Origin of the sequence: Hyphococcus sp. (assembly GCF_965267305.1) — a bacterium.
Taxonomy (GTDB): Bacteria; Pseudomonadota; Alphaproteobacteria; order Caulobacterales; family Parvularculaceae; genus Hyphococcus.
In genome coordinates, this window is the sequence record NZ_OZ253945.1 from 144518 (window position 1) to 160487 (window position 15970).

A 15970-nucleotide genomic window follows, 5' to 3' on the forward strand; every position below is an offset into this window, starting at 1 on the left:
CGGGTATGAATTACTTGGGCGGGGCGGCCTCAAGGAGGGGAGCGATGTTCGGCGTCAGGATATTATCGGCTTTGACGGCGTATGCCGTGGTGCTGCTCGAAGTTTATTCGGGCGTGATCAAGGGGCCGCTCTGGTGGGTGCTGCCCGGCGCGCTGGTGTTGGCGCTCCTCACTGCAGTGTCGCTTGTCGATCCGGCGAACCGCGATCTCGCGCCAAAGCCCAGCGGATTTTTCGGCGTTCTCATGGAATGGCTTGTGATCCTCGGCATGGCGCTCGCCGTCGCCTGGTTCTCGAACTATTTCGGCCGGGAGCTCATTCCTGAGCTTGTGAAGAACCCGATGCCCCAGATGTAAGGCTCCTGAGCCGATCAATTGCGCCCTGAAGGATGAAGGTCGCCGCCATCTCGTCGATCTTCTCAGCACGCTTCGCCCGGCTCGTATCGATCGCGATCAGGTCGCGCTCCATCGCGGCGGTGGAAAGCCGCTCGTCCCAGAAGGCGACGGGAAGATCGAGAATTCGGGGAAGGTTGCGCGCGAAGGCGCGGGCGCGCTGGGCGCTCGGCCCCTCGCTCCCGTCCATATTGAGAGGCAGGCCGATGACGATCCCGGCGATGTTGCGCTCGGCGGCGAGCGCGGCCAGTTTCTCGGCGTCGGCGGTGAATTTCTTGCGGCGGATGGTCCCGACCGGGGTCGCCACCATGCGGGAAGGGTCGCAAACCGCGACTCCGATGGTCTTCTCGCCGATATCGAGGCCGAAAAGCGCACCCTTCGCGCCGAAAGCCGGCGCTGCCTGTTCAAATTCCCTGCTCATGCGGCCATAGTAACAGTCCGGGTCAAGACTGGTCGATCATGCGCTGGAGTCTTCTTATTGCCTTGCTGGCGGCGTTGTCACTCGCCGCGTTTGCCGCGCCTTTCGGCAAGGCGGAGCCCGATCTGCGCATTTCCGTTCGGCAGGAGAATGAGGCCGACCTCCTTGTCGTCTATGAATGGAGGAAGCCGCGGGGCGAGATGATCTTCGAGAGCGTCGCCGGCGGCTACCGCGAACGGCGCTGGGAGATCGCAACGCCCGGTTTCGAACTCAAGCGCCTTGAGGATGAAGACCGCATTGTCCGCGCCGACGGCAAGAAATTCACTCATGTGGAACTCACAGCGAAGCCGGACCTCCTCCGCATAGAGAAAGAATACCAGCCGACGGCGCGCTACGGCGCCGGCGGGGCGCTGATTTACACCGGCCATTTCTGGCCCGTGACGGGAAAAGGCGGTCGAGTGAACGCGACATTCGACTTCACCCCGGCGGCAGGCGGGCATGTGGTGGCGTTCGGCGCCAACGAACCTGAACTCACTGCCTGGCGCAGCCCCATGGCGCATCCGGCCTTCGTCTATCTGGGAGCGCTCGATCCGGTCGAAACCGATCACGTCATGGCGCTGATCGATCCGGATGCGCCGCGCTGGATCGTCGACGAATTTAACGCGCTCGTCCCGGCAAGTTTTGAAAAGCTGGCGGCGCTGTTCGGGTTCACCCCTGAAACCAAACCCAATCTCTTTTTGTCGGCGCCGCTGGGGTCTGACGAAAGCCGCCTCAGCTATGCCGGCGACGCCCTGCCGGCGCAGTTCCAGATCACCCTTGAAGGGGCGGCGTGGAAAGAAAAGTCGGACAAGGCGCGCGGAATCTTCGTCAACGCCACCATCCATGAGGCCGTCCATTTGTGGCAGGCGGCGGCGCGGCCGGGCGCAGACGACGCGCCGGAATGGATCCATGAGGGCGCCGCCGACGCCATCGCCGCCGAAGTCATGGTGGCGCTGGGGGAATGGGATTCCGAAGCCTATGCCGCCAGCGAGCGGGCGGCCCGCACCGAATGCGCGGCCGAGCTCAATGCCGGGTCGCTCAATGGAGCGAAGGCGCGGGGCGACTTCCGGGCGCTCTATGCCTGCGGCCATGTGATCGCCCTTGCCGTCGCCCGGGCCGACGGCGAGACGACGGCCGACTTCTGGCGCGACTTCATCGAGCGGGCGGGCGACGACGGCTATTCCGAGGACATGTTCTACGACCTCGTCGCCGAACGCACCGGCGACCGGGACTTCGCCGACGCGGTCGAGGATTTCGCCCGGACCCCGCTCGCCGAGCCGTCCCGCGCCATTGACGGGCTCTTCGCATCGGCGGGAAGCCTTGCGCGCGGGCGGGGGCGTTGATAGGCACGGGGCTTCGGATTTGTAGAGAGAAATCATGTCGATCGATAAGGAAACCGTCCGCAAGGTCGCGAAGCTCGCGCGCATCGCCGAGCCTGAAGAGCGCCTCGAGCCGCTGGCGAAGGAACTCTCCGGCATCATGGGCTGGATCGAGCAATTGAATGAAGTCGATGTCGAGGGCGTCGAGGCCATGGCGTCGACCGTGGACGTGTCGCTTCCCATGCGCGAGGACGTTCTGCAGGACGGACCGACCGGCGGCGGGCAGCCGGAAAACGTCGTCGCCAATGCGCCGAAGACCGAAGACCACTTCTTCGTCGTGCCGAAGGTGGTGGAATAATGACCAACCCGGCAGACCTTACCCTCGCGCAGCTTCGCGATGCGCTGAAGAAAAAAGAAGTCACTTCGCTTGAGGCGACCGACGCCTATCTGTCGCGCATCGAGAAAGCGAAACCGCTGAACGCCTTCATCACCGTGACGGCGGACAAGGCCCGCGACATGGCGAAGGCCTCCGACGCGCAACTTGTGAAAGGCGCGGGCGGCGCGCTTGAAGGCGTGCCGCTGGGCATCAAAGACCTCTTCTGCGTTGAAGGCGTGTTGACGACCGCCGCTTCGCACATCCTCGACGGCTTTCATCCGCGCTATGAGTCGACGGTGACGACAAATCTCTGGCGCGACGGCGCGGTGATGCTCGGCAAGCTCAATATGGATGAGTTCGCCATGGGCTCCTCCAACGAGACGAGCTTTTACGGCAATGTCATCAATCCCTGGCGGCGCGCTGATGGCGGCAATCACGATCTGACGCCGGGCGGCTCTTCGGGCGGTTCGTCTGCCTCTGTTGCTGCGCGGCTTTGCGCGGCGGCGACGGCGACGGATACGGGCGGCTCCATCCGCCAGCCGGCCTCGCTCACCAACACGGTCGGGGTCAAACCGACTTACGGGCGCGTCTCGCGCTGGGGCATTGTCGCCTTTGCGTCTTCTTTGGATCAAGCGGGCCCGATCACGCAGGATGTGCGCGACGCGGCGATCATGCTGAAATCCATGGCGGGTCACGACCCGAAAGATTCGACCTGCATCGACCGTCCGGTTCCCGATTACGAAGCGGCGCTCGGCCAGTCGCTCAAAGGCATGAAGATCGGCGTGCCGAAAGAATACCGCATCGACGGCATGCCCGAGGAAATCGAAAAGCTCTGGAGCCAAGGCATTGCATGGATGAAAGACGCCGGCTGCGAGATCGTCGACATCTCTCTGCCGCTCACCAAATATGCGCTGCCTGTCTATTATATCGTCGCGCCGGCGGAAGCCTCGTCGAACCTCGCGCGCTATGACGGCGTCAAATACGGCTACCGCGCGAAGGATTTTACCGACATTACCTCAATGTATGAGAACACGCGCGCTGAGGGTTTCGGCAATGAAGTGAAGCGCCGCATCCTGATCGGCACTTACGTTCTCTCCGCCGGTTACTATGACGCTTATTATTTGCGCGCGCAGAAAGTGCGGAAGAAAATCTTCGATGAATTCACGGACGCGTTTTCGAAAGTCGATCTCATCCTGACGCCGTCGTCGCCATCTGCGGCCTTCGGTTTGGGTGAGAAAACCGCCGATCCGGTGCAGATGTATCTGAACGACGTCTTCACCGTGACCGCGAACCTTGCGGGTCTGCCGGGCGCCTCAGTGCCGGCGGGCTATGACAAGCAGGGCCTGCCGCTGGGGCTCCAGCTTCTGGCGAAACCCTTCGACGAGGAGACCATGTTCAAGGGCATGTTCGCGCTCGAGCAAGCGGCCGGCGCGAACAAGCGCCCGAAAGAGTGGTGGGGTTAGCGGTAATTGACCCTGTCCGCGCGCATGCCTTCGCGCGCCAGCACATCGCGTCCGCGATCGTAAATCTTTTCCAGCGCGTGCCACGGCACATAAGGATAAAGATGATGGATCTCGTGATAGTTATGAAAATTGAACACCCAGGCGAGCGCGCGTCCTCCTAGTGACTTATCCGTCACCATGACGCGCGAGACCTTCATGTCGTCGCGCTCGTCGGCGACCACATAATGCGGCAGCCAGATGAAGCGGTAGGCGTTGAACGCCCAGGCGTTAAGTGCCGGCAGGACCCACAGCCATAAGGCTTCGGTACCGTACCCAAGCGCGATGATGATCGCCAGAACGCCGAAGACGAATCCGAGCTCGATGGCGATGCGCGTCAGGTAACGCTTCGGACGCGGATGATATTTGGCGTTGCGGAAACCGTGCAGCGTCGCGGTGAAATAATAAAGGTAACAACGCAACACGCCTTCGGGGAACGTCTTGGCGCGGGCGACGAAATGTTCCGGATCGCGCTCGGGATCGTTGGCGTATTGGTGATGGATGCGGTGATTGTGCTCATGCATCGTGTAGGAGTGAAAGCCGTAGCCGATATTCACGACGCCATAGAAATAATTGAGCCAGTGGAAGCGGTTGTCTTTCCCATGGATGTTCTTGTGCACGCCTTCATGGGCGGGGGTGTAGCCCTGAATCATCCAGAAGGAGTTGACGAGGAAACCGGCCCAGAGCGGCACAACGCCGACGACCGCCAGATAGGTCGTGCCAAAGATGATGACCTGCGCCAGCGTCCCAAAAACGAGGGTCCGCCAGCACACCCCCTTGCGCTGCTCCAGCGCGAAGGCTTTCAGCTCGGCGAGGCTCGCGGCCTGCGGAGCTTCTGCGGCGGGGGCGGTCATATCAACGGCATGGGTCGCGCTGGTCATCTGGTTTCTCCAATGCACTCCCCCATATTGCATGGGAGTTTGCCCGAATGTTTGAGCTGGCTCAAGGCGATAGGGCGGTTTCCGGCGCCGACGAGGGGGTGCTAGAGTGAAGGCGTGGAGGAAAAAGGGCCGTGTTCGGATCGGGATTTCACGAAGTCGCCTACACCGCGCCCCTGTCGGCGCCGCTTGAAAATGACGCCTTTCACCGGCCGGGCGAGGGCGACTGGCGGGTGATCGTCTTTCCGGGCAGCCCCTGCAACAAGCTTCTTTTCACCCGGCTGTTACGGACGGCGCCCGCGGGCCTCGACATGGTGGTGCTCTCGCGCCCGGGCTTCGGGCGGGGGCACGCACAAGTCTATACGGACTTCGATGAGCAGGTGGCGGCGGCGAAACCCTTCCTTTCGGGGGGCGAGTTCGGCGACAAGAAAGTCATTACCCTCGGTGTTTCCTATGGCGGCGAGCTGGCGCTGAAGGCCGCGCTCGATCATCCCGACGCCGTGAAGGGCGTCGTCACCGTGGCGGCGCTAATCGACGAGCCCCATGATTATGCGCTTCAGCTTGAGAAGATCGGGAGCGTCAGCGGCGTCGAACCTTACGTTCCGAACCGATGGCTGAAAGTCCGCAAGGAGATCACGGCCCGCCGGGCGCAGATCGGCCCGCTTCTTGATAGGGCCTCAAAGATCGAGGCGCCGGTCGAGGTGATCCATGGCGACTTCGACGCTATCGTGCCGAAGTCGAACGCAGAAAAGCTGATGCGGATCCTCCCCCGCGAGCGGACTGGACTGGAGATCATTCCCGGCGGCACGCACTATCTGGAGCTGCAATATCCAAGACGTCTGCATAGGGCAGTCCAGCGGGTGATCGAGCGGGCCGAAAGCGCCTAGTTTTGTTCCCACCCACTTCCCCCGCAGGCGGGGGAGGAGAAAGGGCGCGCCTATCGAGCGGTTGCAAGTCTTTCAAACAGCGGGCAAAACGGCCGGGGCTAAGTAGACAAGAGGACGACAATGGGCGCGGAGCCGAGAAAACTGCTGCAGGGGTCAACCGGCGACTGGGAGGTCGTGATCGGGCTTGAGGTCCATGCGCAGGTCTCATCGAAGTCGAAGCTCTTTTCCGGCTCGTCCGCGGAATATGGGGCGGGCCCGAATGAGAACGTCTCCCTCGTCGACGCCGCCATGCCGGGGATGCTCCCCGTCATCAACAAATATTGCGTCGAACAGGCGATCCGCACCGGGCTCGGCCTTAACGCGAAGATCAACACCTGGTCGCGTTTCGACCGGAAGAACTATTTCTATCCGGACCTGCCGCAGGGCTATCAGATTTCCCAGTACAAAGACCCCATCGTGGGCGAGGGCGAGATCGAGGTGGAGCTCGAAGGCGGAGAAACAATTAAAGTCGGGATCGAGCGCCTTCACCTCGAACAGGACGCCGGCAAGTCGATCCATGATCTCGCGCCGAAAGAGTCTTACGTCGATTTGAACCGCTCCGGCGTCGCGCTGATGGAGATCGTGTCGAAGCCCGACATGCGCACGGCGGAGGAGGGCTCGGCCTACTTCTCCAAGCTGCGCTCCATCGTGCGCTATCTCGGCACCTGTGACGGGAACATGGAAGAAGGCTCCATGCGCGCCGACGTCAACGTCTCTGTCTGCCGCGCCGGCAGCTATGAAAAGTTCAAAGAGACCGGCGATTTCAAATATCTCGGCACGCGGACGGAGACGAAGAACGTCAACTCCATCCGCTATGTGCGGCAGGTGATCGACTATGAAGCGCGCCGCCAGATTGAAGTCTTGGAAGGCGGCGGAACGATCGATCAGGAAACGCGCCTCTTCGATGTGAAGACCGGGACGACCCGCACCATGCGCTCCAAGGAAGATGCGCATGACTACCGCTATTTTCCGGACCCGGACCTTCTGCCGCTTGAATTCGAGCAGGCATGGGTCGACGAGATCAAGGCGAGCCTGCCTGAGCTTCCCGACGCCAAGAAGCATCGCTTCATGAGCGAATACGGACTTTCTTCTTATGACGCCTCGGTGCTGGCGTCCGACAAGGCGAGCGCCGCCTATTTCGAGGAAGTCGCGAAATGCGGCGACGGCAAGCTGGCGTCGAACTGGGTGACGGGCGATCTTTTCGGCGCGCTCAACAAGGCGGGCAAGGACATCGAAGAGAGTCCGGTTTCTTCGGCGCAACTCGGGGAACTGATCGGCCTCATCAAGGACGGCACCATCTCCGGCAAGATCGCGAAAGACGTCTTTGGACTGATGTTCGAGGGCGAGGAAACTGGTTCGCCGAAAGACATTGTCGAAAGGCGCGGCCTGAAACAGGTGACGGATACGGGCGCCATCGAAAAAGTCATCGACGACATCATGGCGGCCAATCCGAAACAGGTCGAACAGGTGAAAGAAAAGCCCAAGACCATGGGCTGGTTCGTCGGCCAGGTGATGAAAGAGATGCAAGGCAAGGCGAACCCGCAGGCGGTGAACGAGATCCTGAAAAAGAAGCTCGGACTGGACTAGCGCGCCACCACATGGTGTCCAGGCGGATTTTCCGCCTCGGCTTTACAGTTTTGCTTGAATCCCGTTTGATCCCTGCCCAGATTGTCAGGCGGGAGGGCGGGGCGTGATCCAATATCTTCGGCGATTGATTCGCGGCGCCATGAGCGGCCGTGCCCGAGGCGTGATTCTATGATCCTCCGCCGCGTCATCGAGCATGTGAAGGCCCAGAACTGGACCGCCGTGGCGCTCGACTTTGTTATTGTCGTCGTCGGGGTGTTTATCGGCATTCAGGTGTCGAACTGGAACGCTGTTCAGCACGAGCGAAAACGCGAAGCGCAGATCGTCGGCAACCTCATCTCTGATCTGAACGAAATCGAGCGAATCGCGAATCGAACGGCGGAGATTTATGATGGCCGCGTAAAATCGGGAATCCGCCTGATGACGTTTTTGCGCTCTGATGCAGCGCGCCCTGCAGATCAGGCTCAATTTGAAGACGACCTTGGCGCTGTTTCGAGCGCCTTCCCGGCGATCGCTCGCTCGCCAACAATTATTGAGCTTCTCGCTTCCGGCAATACGGGTTTGATACGCGACGACGAGTTGCGGCTCGCGATCATAAAGTTCGACAGAGAGATGATATCCGCCGAGGCGGCCAACGCCGGCATTCTCGACCTGTGGGTGAAATATACCGAGCCCGTTACCATACAGGCGACGCCCTATTTCGCCGCGTCCGGGGAGGGGCAGGGATATGAAGTCGTTGACTATGACTTTGACATAGAAAAGATGCGCGCGGATGCGCGCCTTCTGCCGGCGCTTAGCTGGCTCGTCGGTTTGAACAACGCGGAACTAAGCTTCCGTACCAACATGCGCGATGACGCCATCGCCCTTCGCGAACGGCTGGAGGCCGAACAATAATGCTCCTCCGCCGCGTCATGGAACACGTCAAAGCCCAGAACTGGACCGCCGTCGCGCTCGACTTCGTCATCGTCGTCGTCGGGGTCTTCATCGGCATTCAGGTGTCGAACTGGAACGATGCGCGCGCTGTGAAGCAAGACGAAGAAGCGATCCTGACGCGGTTTCATGATGAAACGGTCGCGGCGATCGAGGACCGTACGCTGCGGGAGGCGGCGACCGAGGCGCGGATGCATAGAATGTATGAAATGCGGAAGATGTTATTGGGCGTTTCCCCGCCGCGTGCAGTGACGCAAGCGGAATGCACCGCCCTCGCACAGTCGAATTACTTGCCGTTCGCCACGGGCGCCATTCCAGTGCTGGATGAACTGATCGCCACGGGCAGATTCGGACGGATCTCCGATCCCGATGTTCGCCGGGCGGCGGCAGAATTGATTCGTCTGCGTGACGAGATAAGAAGTGTCGTCGATGTCATTGGGAACAGCGCGCTCGATTTGCCGTTCGAATTTCCCGACCTCATGCGCGTCGGCATCGAACCGACCGACGCTCCCGACGACATTGACGGTTTTGTCCCCTTTGCGTCCTGTGACGCCGAGACGATGCGGGACAATCAAAAGTTTCTCAACGGTTTCAGCGCCAATGTCGACAATTACAATGTCTATTATCTCGCCAGTTTTATTGAGCTCTCTCCCACTTATGAAGAGCTTCACCATTCGCTAGATCATGCGCTCGGGCTGACGCATGGCGCCGTCAATGAGGGGCAAGATTGATGCTCCTCCGCCGCGTCATCGACCATGTGGAAGCCCAGAACTGGACGGCGGTGGCCCTCGACTTCGTCATCGTCGTCATGGGCGTCTTCATCGGCATCCAGGTCTCGAACTGGAACGACGCACGAGCGCTTCGGGAACGGGAAGAGGTCTATCTCGAGCAGCTTCTGATCGATCTCGAAAGCGACCGCTTGACCGGTGAACGCGGCGTCAGCTCTGCAAATTCGGTTGACGCTGCGGCCGAGGCCTTGCTGGCGGTGCTCCAGGGCGATCCTGAGGGGAGCAATGTAGACGATGCAGAGCTGATGCGAATCTTGCCTTACGCAGGCTATGCCTATCTGCCTCAGGGAAATGCGACGACCTACAATGAAATGATCAGCACTGGCGCCTTGGGTCTCATGGAAAGCGTCGAGCTGAAGCGGGCGTTCGGCGAGTATTACGCGCGTCTCTCCGCCGGACGCCAATGGGATGCACTCCTGCGTGAAGAACAATTCGCCTATCGCGCGGCAATCCGGGGATTGTTGACCCGGGAGCAATTCGCCTGGGCGCGCGCGCACGCGGCGCTGACTCCCGAAGAGTTGCCGCCTGCGCCGGAATTCGACCGTGCGGAATTTCTAGAAAGAGCGCGCGGCCGTCCCGAAATCATCGATTCTCTCCGCTCCATGGGAGCCGTGCAACAGCGTTTGCGGGACGACTCGCGCGACATGGCCGCTCGCGCCGAAGCGCTTGCCGAGCGCGTAAAAACGGAGCTTAACGACTAGTGCCCTTGCGCCGCGTCATAAGCTCCTTTCGCCGTCACGATTGGACGACGGCGTTCATCGAGCTCGTCATTGTCATTCTCGGCGTCTGGATCGGTTTGCAGGCGAGCAACTGGAACGCCGAGCATGCGCGTCGCGCCACCGCGAGTGCCGCCCGCGAAAGCCTGATCGCCAATTTGCAGCGCGACATCAGGGAATTCGACGCAAGGGAAAGATATTACAATTCTCTCTATGCCCACGCCGATGTCGTACTTAGCGTCATGAACGATCCTGCACGGCTCGATGAAGTCGGCGCCTGGCGTTTTGTCGAGTCGAGCTACCGGCTCGGGCAGATCTGGCCCTTTGCGCAATCGGGGCAAGTTTATCGCGAGCTGGAAGGCAAGGGCGATCTCGATCTTCTCGGCGGGCCGGACATTCGCACCGCCATTGCAGAATATTATGATTCCTGGGGCGCGGAGTTCGGGATCACCGTCAATGTTCAGGACCCGTTTCGCACAAGGGTGCGCCAGCTTATGCCCATCGCGCTTCAGAACCACCTCGCAAAAGAATGCCGTTCCGGCGAGGGATCGGACTGGTCGCGCGTTGAAGGGACGAATGCCGGCGATCCGGCCCCTCGCTGCCCGCCGCCGGACATGCCGGCGCTGATCGACGCGACAGCGCGCGAGCTTGCTGCAAACGGTGAATTGCGTGATCTGGCGCGCGGCGCGGTCGCGCAGATGAACGCGACGGTCAGCGTTCTTCGCGGCATCCGCTCCGATGCGGAAATTCTCATCGAAAAAATCGAAATGCAGGAGACTCGCTGATGCTTCTGCGCCGTGTCATCGAGCATGTGAAAGCGCAGAATTGGACGGCGGTGTCGATCGACTTTGTGATTGTCGTCGCGGGCGTGCTGCTAGCGCTTTGGGCGTCGGAATGGGCCGCAGCACGGCAGGGCCTTGCCGCTGCAAAACGGGCTCAGGACACAATCGAAACCGAATTGTTCGATGCGTCCCGGGCTGTCTACAATTTCAACAGTTCCATCCCCTGCAGCCTTGAGCTGCTTTCCGCTCTGGAAGCGGCGCTGGTTTCGGACGGCCAGACGCCGGAAATACTTACTCAGGACCGCGGGTTTATTCCTTTCGGCTTGGTGATTCCCCCGACCCTGGCGCGCGACCAGGCGACGGCGAGCGGCGCGATGGCCCATGTGCCGCGCGACAAGCAAGTGGCGTATAGATCGGTCTACGGACGGCTTGAGACGATCGGCGAGATCACCGGCCGCCTGAACGAACGCGCAGACGTCTTCGCGCCTCTCATTATGGGCCGCCCTATGACCGAGCCGGAACGCAATGCGATGCTGAGCGACCTGCGATGGATGCGGACGCGGCTGAGGATAGTAGAGAGCGTAAGCGAACAGATGTTTGATGAATTAGCCCCGCTTGACCTCGAACAGCGTATCGACCCGCGGCGCGCCGAAGAATTCTCAGTCATCATCAACGAGCTGCGCGAGGTCTACGGCGGATGCGTGCGCCCGCCCGACATCGAGCCCTACAAGGACTATGTAGAATGATCCTGCGCCGCGTCATCGAGCATGTGAAGGACCAGAACTGGACCGCCATAGCGCTCGACTTCGTTATTGTTGTCGTCGGCGTTTTCATCGGCATTCAGGTTTCCAACTGGAATGCGGCGCGCGCCGACCGCGAAACCGAGCGCATAATCCTTAGCCGCCTCAAAAGCGACTTTTCGCAAATTGTCGAGACCGAGCAGCATTATCTGCAAATTGTCGAACGGGCGGAAGCGGGCGCGCTTGCGCTGCTAGACAATGCAACGAGTGACAAACTGCCGGAAGACACGGAAAGTCTGTGCGCAGCAATGAACCCGCCGCGCGCCTTCCGCCCGGCGCCGCCGCCATCGGCGACATATGAGCAACTTGTTGCAAATGGCGATATGCGGCTTATCACCGATGAACCCTTACGCCTCGCGCTCGCGGAATTTGAAAGCCAACGCAACCAGCATGTCATCTTTTTCGATATGGCGATGGCGACGTCGCTTACGCTCGCGCAACCCTTCTGGCACGCCGTCGATATCTGCGACGCTGCACTGCGGGCCTCTGAGGACCGATTTGCGAAGCGGGTGGGGGAGATGGTGGCGTCGCCGGAGTTTGCCGGGGCGGTCAGCGGATTGCTGACGCAGCATCGAAATGCGCTGCGCGCGCACCGCGCCACGAAAACGCAGGCCGAGCATGTCCTGTCTCTTTTAGAAGGAGCCGTCGGCCCGTGATCCTCCGCAGCGTCATCAACCATTTCAGGAAGCAGGAGTGGACCGCGATCTTCCTGGATTTCCTGATCGTCGTCCTCAGCGTCTTCATCGGCGAACCGGCTGCGCAAGCGCGGAAGAATCTTTTCCAGGCATGGCGACGGGTTAAGGCAAAAATCCTGCGCCGCGTCACGGATGCGAGAGCGCAACTGGACGCCGCCCCGGCGCGGCTCCTATAAGATTTCCGGGATGTGACGGGTGTAACTGTACCTGCAGGCAAGCAGGCTAAAGACGCCGTTCGCAAAGGAGAAACCAATGAAATACGATAATATTTTAGGGACAGTGGGAAACACGCCCGTCATTCGCATCAACCGCCTCGCGCCGGAAGGTGTGAATCTTTATGTGAAATTCGAGGCCTTCAACCCGCTGGGCTCGGTGAAAGACCGTCTGGCGCTCGGTGTTATCGAGGCGGCGGAAAAATCGGGCGACCTGAAACCCGGTCAGACTGTCGTCGAGGCGACAAGCGGCAATACCGGCATCGGCCTTGCCATGGTCTGCGCGGCCAAAGGCTACCCGCTGGTCGTCACCATGGCCGAAAGTTTTTCCGTCGAGCGACGCAAGCTGATGCGCTTCCTCGGCGCCAAAGTCATTCTGACGCCCGCCTCGCAAAAAGGCACCGGCATGGTGGAGAAAGCGAAAGAGCTCGCCGAAAAGAATGGCTGGTTCCTGACGCGCCAGTTCGAGAACGACGCGAACCCGGCGATGCATGAGCGCACCACGGCGCGCGAGATCATGAACGACTTCAAGGATCAGAAACTCGATTACTGGGTTACGGGTTTTGGCACCGGCGGCACGCTTACGGGCGTTTCTCGTGTGCTGAGGAAGGAAAGCCCCGACACAAAGATCGTCGTTTGCGAACCGCCGGACGCGGCGATGCTGTCGAGCGGCGCGCCGCAAGAGCGCAACGCCGACGGCAGCCCGAAATCCTCTCACCCGGCCTGGACGCCGCATCCGATCCAGGGCTGGTCCCCGGACTTCATTCCGAAGATCACATCCGAAGCGGTCGAGGCCGGCGTCATCAGCCAGATCGTCAAGACGCCGCCTGCCGAAGGCATGAAATGGTCGCGCGCGCTCGCCCAGAAGGAAGGGATCTTCACCGGCATTTCCGGCGGCTCGACATTCGCCGGCGCCATGGAAGTGGCGAAAAACGCGCCCAAGGGAACGACTATCCTTTGTATGTTGCCGGATACTGGCGAGCGTTATCTCTCAACGCCTCTCTTTGCGGATGTGGCGGCGGATATGAGCGCTGAAGAGGTCGAAATCTCCCGGTCGACGCCGGGCTATCAGCTTCCCGCATGATTGCGCCGTCTGATTTTTCCCCCTGATCGTGTCGGGCTCGCGCGGAATTGATGGCGCAGTCCCTGCGGACGCGCCCGGAATTGTCCTATAAATGAGGTGTTGGCTTTACAGGGTCGATTCCGGGCTGGGGCGCACTGGAGATTTGGAATGATGAAAAAAACGATCGTGGTCGCCGCGCTGATGGCGGTTTCCGGCGCAGCCTGCGCCACTGCAAATACGGATACTGAGATGTCCGAAAAGGTCGCGGCGCGGCTCGCCGAATTCGAGCCGACGGGCAAGGTTGAGACTTGTCTCAGCACCGTGCGCGTCCGCTCCATAGATGCGCTCGACGACTACCGGTTTCTCGTCCGCACAGGCGTCAATGATTATTATCTGAACGAGGTCTCCGGCCGTTGCAGCGGCGCAGGACGTGCCGGCAACCGCCTTCAATATACGATTTCGGGCGCCCAGCTCTGCCGCAACGAGATTATCCAGGTGGTGGACAACACGACGGGCTTCATGGTCGGCTCTTGCGGTCTTGGATCGTTTCAGGAGCTTGCGGAAAAGCCCGCCAAGACCGAATAACGCGTCGCGTCCGTCAGAACAGGAATGGCAATCATGCGTAGAATTTTGAAAACAGCGCTTCTTGGCTTCGCTATGGCGGCGACGGCCAGCACCGCTTTCGCGTTGTCGAGCAAGGAAGCACAAAAGAAATTGTCCAAATATGAGAAAACCGGCGAGACATTGACCTGTCTTCCGTTACACGCCGTGCGCGATACGGATGCGTTAGACGATTACACCCTGCTGGTTGAAGCGACAGGCGGCGTTTACCTCAACGAGCTTAATGGACGTTGTTCCGGTCTCGGCCGCGAAGAGCGCTATGTCCGGCGCTCTTCCGATGCGCGCATGTGCAAGGGCGACATTATACGCGTTATCGACAGCTTCGGCACCACCATGGGCTCTTGTAGCCTCGGCGCTTTTGAAAAGCTTTCGGAGCTGCCGGAAGAAGATACCCAATCAGAATAGATTTTCTTTGGCAGATAGTTGCGCCCGCGCGAAACCCGCGCGGGCGCATTTTATTTGTGTACGGAATATTCCGGCCGGTTAACAAAAGGTTTTTGAAAGGTAAAAGAACCTATAATTCGTCATTAACGGGATTTTAGGTTCGGGCCGATCATCCTTGCCATGGTTAATCCGTTCGCGGGGTTGCGGACGGGGAGTTAAGGCAAGGGGCTATAAGAAATGACGATTGCATTGGGTGTGGAAGCGCTCGAGACGGCGGAGCCGGTATTGAGCGACGTGGAAATGTACCGGTTGGGGCTGGAAGCATCGACGGGCGGAGACCATGGGATCTTCGATCTCATCACCGCGCATAAATGGTTCAATCTCGCAGCGATGCAGGGCAACCTCGAAGCGCGCGCTTACCGCGCCGAGCTCGCCAAGGAAATGACGGCCGAAGAGATCGCCGAGGCGCAAAAACTCGCCCGCGAATATCTCGCCACGCATCGCGCGAAAAACAACTGACGCATGAAGCTGGCCCGGTCTTTCCGGGCTAAGGGGCGGACGCCAAAGGCGCGCCTTAGATTTCGCCGGGGCGAATGCCGCCCGCGGCGGCTGCGCCCAGCTCCTCGGACGCAATCCTGCGGAAAGTCTGTTTTTGCGTTTCGTCGAGATTGTCGAAACGCGGGCGTTTGACGCCGCGCAGGGCGGTTTTTTCATGTTCGCTCATCTGCCGCCAGGCTCGCCGGCGTTCCGCGCGAAACTGCGCGCGGCCAGCCTCGTCGAGCGCCAGATAGCGCGCCGATGTCGCCGCCTCGATCTGGCGGGATTGAGCGAGGCGCAGATCCGTTTCAAAGAAATCCGCGGCCACGAGATCGACGAAAATGTCTGTCTGGGCCGCTTTGGCCGGGCGTACGCCGGACGCGCCCGCCTCTTGCGACTCGGCGCGCGCGACGCCGCACAGCGCCGCGACAAGCATCGCCAGAAACAGATATGGTCTCGCCAAAGGTCTGATCCCCCACCGCTTTTCAGCCTATCATAAGCGCCCGGCCTTGCCAGCGATCTAAGGAGATACACGCAAATTGCCAGAACCTCCGGTTTTATCGCCGGTTTTGGGGAAAAAAACCGGCGGAACGCGCCGAACGGCCTTGCCAAGCGGCGGGTCCTGCCTTAGACGACCGGGCTTCCTATTCAAGCGCTGAACGCCTGCGGGGACAATGACCCCGGCCGTCCGGCGCGGCAGAGACAGACTTTTAGAGGTTTCCATGGCCGTCCCGAAGAGAAAAACCACGCCCGCCAAACGGGGCATGCGCCGCAGCCACGACAAGCTCGCCCAGGCGAGCTACATCGAAGACAGCGATTCCGGCGAGCTGCGCCGTCCGCACCATATCGATCTCAAGACCGGCAAATATCGCGGCCGTCAGGTTCTCGAGCCCAAAGAGGACTAAGCCGCGGCTGTTTCCGACGTTTTGAACGCCGTCCTTCGGGGCGGCGTTTTGCATTTCCGCCTTTGCCGATTATGCTCCTTGCCGGGTCTGGGGCCCAATCAGGGTGGGC

21 protein-coding genes are annotated in these 15970 nt (G+C 60.5%); 18 read left to right on the forward strand and 3 right to left on the reverse strand.

The window, feature by feature from the left end; translation table 11 throughout:
- Window positions 1–44: 44 nt before the first annotated feature.
- Complete coding sequence (locus tag ACQY5P_RS00665; protein WP_428408908.1) at window positions 45–353, forward strand: hypothetical protein; 309 nt, start codon at window positions 45–47, stop codon at window positions 351–353.
- On the opposite strand, the gene ruvX is transcribed toward ACQY5P_RS00665, so the two are convergent.
- Entirely contained in the window at window positions 313–810 is a 498-nt protein-coding gene (gene ruvX / locus ACQY5P_RS00670; protein ID WP_428408909.1) for a Holliday junction resolvase RuvX, read from the reverse strand. The two genes, ACQY5P_RS00665 and ruvX, sit on opposite strands and share 41 nt — an antisense overlap.
- A 38-nt stretch (window positions 811–848) precedes the next feature.
- On the opposite strand from ruvX, the gene ACQY5P_RS00675 reads away from it, so the two are divergent.
- From ACQY5P_RS00675 to gatA, 3 genes are read left to right on the forward strand one after another with little or no spacing between them, the layout of a single operon-like run.
- Entirely contained in the window at window positions 849–2189 is a 1341-nt protein-coding gene (locus ACQY5P_RS00675; RefSeq protein WP_428408910.1) for a hypothetical protein, read from the forward strand.
- A gap of 34 nt (window positions 2190–2223) precedes the next feature.
- Complete coding sequence (gatC, locus tag ACQY5P_RS00680; protein ID WP_428408911.1) at window positions 2224–2523, forward strand: Asp-tRNA(Asn)/Glu-tRNA(Gln) amidotransferase subunit GatC; 300 nt, start codon at window positions 2224–2226, stop codon at window positions 2521–2523.
- Window positions 2523–4004: an Asp-tRNA(Asn)/Glu-tRNA(Gln) amidotransferase subunit GatA gene (gene gatA / locus ACQY5P_RS00685; RefSeq protein WP_428408912.1), complete on the forward strand. Its 1482-nt coding sequence runs from the start codon at window positions 2523–2525 to the stop codon at window positions 4002–4004. Before gatC ends, gatA begins: the two co-directional genes overlap by 1 nt.
- On the opposite strand, the gene ACQY5P_RS00690 is transcribed toward gatA, so the two are convergent.
- The gene (locus ACQY5P_RS00690) at window positions 4001–4921 is read right to left on the reverse strand and encodes a fatty acid desaturase family protein (RefSeq protein WP_428408913.1); all 921 of its coding nucleotides are present in this window, start codon (window positions 4919–4921) and stop codon (window positions 4001–4003) included. The two genes, gatA and ACQY5P_RS00690, sit on opposite strands and share 4 nt — an antisense overlap.
- Before the next feature lie 131 nt (window positions 4922–5052).
- Here ACQY5P_RS00690 and ACQY5P_RS00695 point away from each other — a divergent pair, with 131 nt between their 5' ends.
- The 13 genes from ACQY5P_RS00695 to ACQY5P_RS00755 all read left to right on the forward strand — a co-directional run bounded on the left by ACQY5P_RS00695 (window position 5053) and on the right by ACQY5P_RS00755 (window position 14938).
- Entirely contained in the window at window positions 5053–5805 is a 753-nt protein-coding gene (locus ACQY5P_RS00695) for an alpha/beta fold hydrolase (RefSeq protein WP_428408914.1), read from the forward strand.
- A 120-nt stretch (window positions 5806–5925) separates the two neighbouring features.
- Entirely contained in the window at window positions 5926–7431 is a 1506-nt protein-coding gene (gene gatB, locus ACQY5P_RS00700; RefSeq protein ID WP_428408915.1) for an Asp-tRNA(Asn)/Glu-tRNA(Gln) amidotransferase subunit GatB, read from the forward strand.
- A 168-nt stretch (window positions 7432–7599) separates the two neighbouring features.
- Window positions 7600–8322: a hypothetical protein gene (locus ACQY5P_RS00705; RefSeq protein ID WP_428408916.1), complete on the forward strand. Its 723-nt coding sequence runs from the start codon at window positions 7600–7602 to the stop codon at window positions 8320–8322.
- Window positions 8322–9089, forward strand: a complete 768-nt coding sequence (locus ACQY5P_RS00710) for a hypothetical protein (protein ID WP_428408917.1) — start codon at window positions 8322–8324, stop codon at window positions 9087–9089. The genes ACQY5P_RS00705 and ACQY5P_RS00710 overlap by 1 nt, the downstream gene beginning before the upstream one ends.
- On the forward strand, window positions 9089–9847 hold the full coding sequence (locus ACQY5P_RS00715) for a DUF6090 family protein (RefSeq protein ID WP_428408918.1): 759 nt from the start codon (window positions 9089–9091) through the stop codon (window positions 9845–9847). Before ACQY5P_RS00710 ends, ACQY5P_RS00715 begins: the two co-directional genes overlap by 1 nt.
- Window positions 9848–9852: 5 nt before the next feature.
- Window positions 9853–10647, forward strand: a complete 795-nt coding sequence (locus ACQY5P_RS00720) for a hypothetical protein (RefSeq protein ID WP_428408919.1) — start codon at window positions 9853–9855, stop codon at window positions 10645–10647.
- Window positions 10647–11390 carry a hypothetical protein gene (locus ACQY5P_RS00725; RefSeq protein WP_428408920.1) on the forward strand — a complete coding sequence of 248 codons (744 nt, stop codon included), beginning with the start codon at window positions 10647–10649 and terminating at the stop codon, window positions 11388–11390. Before ACQY5P_RS00720 ends, ACQY5P_RS00725 begins: the two co-directional genes overlap by 1 nt.
- Window positions 11387–12100 carry a DUF6090 family protein gene (locus tag ACQY5P_RS00730; protein WP_428408921.1) on the forward strand — a complete coding sequence of 238 codons (714 nt, stop codon included), beginning with the start codon at window positions 11387–11389 and terminating at the stop codon, window positions 12098–12100. Before ACQY5P_RS00725 ends, ACQY5P_RS00730 begins: the two co-directional genes overlap by 4 nt.
- The gene (locus ACQY5P_RS00735; RefSeq protein ID WP_428408922.1) at window positions 12097–12315 is read left to right on the forward strand and encodes a hypothetical protein; all 219 of its coding nucleotides are present in this window, start codon (window positions 12097–12099) and stop codon (window positions 12313–12315) included. Before ACQY5P_RS00730 ends, ACQY5P_RS00735 begins: the two co-directional genes overlap by 4 nt.
- Before the next feature lie 76 nt (window positions 12316–12391).
- Window positions 12392–13435: a cysteine synthase A gene (gene cysK / locus ACQY5P_RS00740; protein ID WP_428408923.1), complete on the forward strand. Its 1044-nt coding sequence runs from the start codon at window positions 12392–12394 to the stop codon at window positions 13433–13435.
- 147 nt (window positions 13436–13582) lie between these two features.
- Window positions 13583–13999: a DUF6491 family protein gene (locus ACQY5P_RS00745; RefSeq protein ID WP_428408924.1), complete on the forward strand. Its 417-nt coding sequence runs from the start codon at window positions 13583–13585 to the stop codon at window positions 13997–13999.
- A gap of 33 nt (window positions 14000–14032) precedes the next feature.
- Entirely contained in the window at window positions 14033–14440 is a 408-nt protein-coding gene (locus ACQY5P_RS00750) for a hypothetical protein (protein ID WP_428408925.1), read from the forward strand.
- Window positions 14441–14656: 216 nt separating this feature from the next.
- Window positions 14657–14938 (forward strand): sel1 repeat family protein, encoded by a 282-nt coding sequence (locus ACQY5P_RS00755; protein WP_428408926.1) that lies wholly within the window; start codon window positions 14657–14659, stop codon window positions 14936–14938.
- Window positions 14939–14993: 55 nt separating this feature from the next.
- On the opposite strand, the gene ACQY5P_RS00760 is transcribed toward ACQY5P_RS00755, so the two are convergent.
- On the reverse strand, window positions 14994–15419 hold the full coding sequence (locus ACQY5P_RS00760; protein ID WP_428408927.1) for a hypothetical protein: 426 nt from the start codon (window positions 15417–15419) through the stop codon (window positions 14994–14996).
- A 259-nt stretch (window positions 15420–15678) separates the two neighbouring features.
- On the opposite strand from ACQY5P_RS00760, the gene rpmF reads away from it, so the two are divergent.
- The gene (gene rpmF / locus ACQY5P_RS00765) at window positions 15679–15861 is read left to right on the forward strand and encodes a 50S ribosomal protein L32 (protein WP_428408928.1); all 183 of its coding nucleotides are present in this window, start codon (window positions 15679–15681) and stop codon (window positions 15859–15861) included.
- Window positions 15862–15970: the final 109 nt, after the last annotated feature.